The organism is Mesorhizobium sp. M4A.F.Ca.ET.020.02.1.1 (assembly GCF_004022645.1).
GTDB lineage: Bacteria > Pseudomonadota > Alphaproteobacteria > Rhizobiales > Rhizobiaceae > Mesorhizobium.
The window spans coordinates 1-1,730 of sequence record NZ_RZOI01000997.1 but is presented as its reverse complement, the minus strand read 5'-3'; the positions used below and the strand labels follow the sequence as shown (position 1 = coordinate 1,730).

Genomic DNA, 1,730 nt, shown 5'->3' with positions numbered 1-1,730 from the left:
ATCTGCAGATGGTCGACGAGGCGGTCGGGGGTGCGCGACTGATCGGCATCATCCAGCCCAGCCTCGACGGCGCGCTGCGCGACGACGGCGAGCCGGAACTGTGCAGCGTCGGCTGCGCCGGGCGCATCATCTCGCTGGCCGAGAGCGGCGACGGCCGCTATCTGATCTCGCTGCAAGGCGTCTGCCGGTTTCGCATCACGCATGAGGCCGCCACCAAGACGCCGTTCCGGCTATGCCGGATCGCGCCTTTCCTCGCCGATCTCGACGAAGACCGCGCCGGCGCCGAAGTCGACCGGCCGTCGCTGCTGAAAGCGTTTCGCGCCTATTTACAGGCCAACGATCTCGAAGCCGACTGGGAAAGCGTCAGCCGCGCTGAGAACGCCATGCTGGTCAATGCGCTGTCGATGATGGCGCCCTATGGCCCTGCCGAGAAACAGGCGCTGCTCGAGGCGGCGGACCTGAAGACGCGCGCCGAAACGCTGATCGCCATCACCGAAATGGCGCTGGCGCGCGAGGGTGAGGACTTTGGCTCTAGCCTGCAATAGAGTGTATCGATATTCAGGTGAGGCCGGCCTGCAAACGGCGGCTTCCTGCGCTTCCGGTGCTCACGTACTTCAAGTGCGCTCTGCTCCGGTTCTCGGAAGCCGCCATTTTCGACTCGGCCTGACCTGAATCTCAACACCCTTAAGCACCAGTTGGACAAGGAAAAGTGCGATGGCTGCGGATGGGCGTGACGGACAGAAGGCCAGTGTCGATCCGAAGCTCCTGGAGCTGCTGGCCTGCCCGCTGACCAAGGGTCCGCTGACCTGGGATGCTGAGCGTGGCGAGCTGATCTCGCGCGTGGCCAAACTCGCCTATCCGGTGCGCGACGGCATTCCGATCATGCTGCCTTCCGAGGCGCGGACGATTTCCGCCGAGGATCTGCTGTCGCCGCCGCGGCTGAGCGGGCCATCGTAAATGGCGGGGGCGTAGCCTTTGGCGGAAGCCCTTCCTCCCATCGTCATCCTGGGGTCCGCGCCGCGTCGCTTTGCTCCTTGCTTCTCAGCCAATCTCGACGGTTTTCAACATGCATTGGCGTGAAGACGTCGTTGGGGCCGATCCCTACTGAAAATTCCGACCCTTGGGCATGACGCTCTCCGCCTTGCCGGACAGCACAGCGATGTCCGGAGGGGCTGGCAAAGCCGGCGGCATCTCCTCCAAAAGCACGGTCAGCCAGGGCGTCAGGTCCTCTACCTTCTCGGCGACGATATGGATGACGCCTGACTCCGACTGCAGCTTGCCGGTGACGCGCACGAAGCGCGCGCCCATGACGATCGGCCGGAAGCGGGTGAAGGTCCTTTCCCAGAAAATGACGTTGGCGACGGAGTTCTCGTCCTCCAGGGTCAGGAAGATCGCGTTGCCCTTGCCGGGGCGCTGGCGCACCAGCACGAGGCCGGCGACGGAGACGCGCCTGCCGTCCGGCACAGCAGGAAGGCGCGCATTGGGGATCACGCCGGCGCGGTCGAGCCGCTCGCGCAGGAAAGCCACCGGATGCGCCTTCAGCGACAGGCCGAGCGAGCGGTAGTCGTGGATGACATGCTCGCCGAGCGGCATTGTCGGCAGCCTGGTCTCCGGCTCCAGCTCGCGAAGGCGGACCGTCGGCTGGTCGAACAGCGGCAGCTTCTCGGCGGCGCTCTTGCCGTCGAGCGCACGCACCGCCCAGAGCGCGGCGCGGCGGTCGAGGCCGATCG

The 1,730-nt window shown here is 65.8% G+C and carries 3 protein-coding genes; 2 read left to right on the top strand and 1 reads right to left on the bottom strand.

Annotation, left to right across the window (positions count from 1 at the left end; translation table 11 throughout):
- Both EN742_RS34085 and EN742_RS34080 read left to right on the top strand, forming a co-directional pair.
- Positions 1-545: LON peptidase substrate-binding domain-containing protein (locus tag EN742_RS34085; protein WP_128333828.1), on the top strand; the 545-nt coding region annotated here is incomplete at its 5' end.
- A 169-nt stretch (positions 546-714) separates the two neighbouring features.
- The gene (locus EN742_RS34080) at positions 715-957 is read left to right on the top strand and encodes a Trm112 family protein (RefSeq protein WP_126057375.1); all 243 of its coding nucleotides are present in this window, start codon (positions 715-717) and stop codon (positions 955-957) included.
- A gap of 144 nt (positions 958-1,101) precedes the next feature.
- On the opposite strand, the gene EN742_RS34075 is transcribed toward EN742_RS34080, so the two are convergent.
- A partial coding sequence (locus tag EN742_RS34075; protein WP_245492466.1) for an OB-fold nucleic acid binding domain-containing protein occupies positions 1,102-1,730 on the bottom strand: 629 nt, incomplete at its 5' end.

Excerpts from the sequence above, each read along its gene's own strand:
- EN742_RS34080 (WP_126057375.1), top strand. The coding sequence starts at position 715 with ATGGCTGCGGATGGGCGTGACGGACAGAAGGCCAGTGTCGATCCGAAG.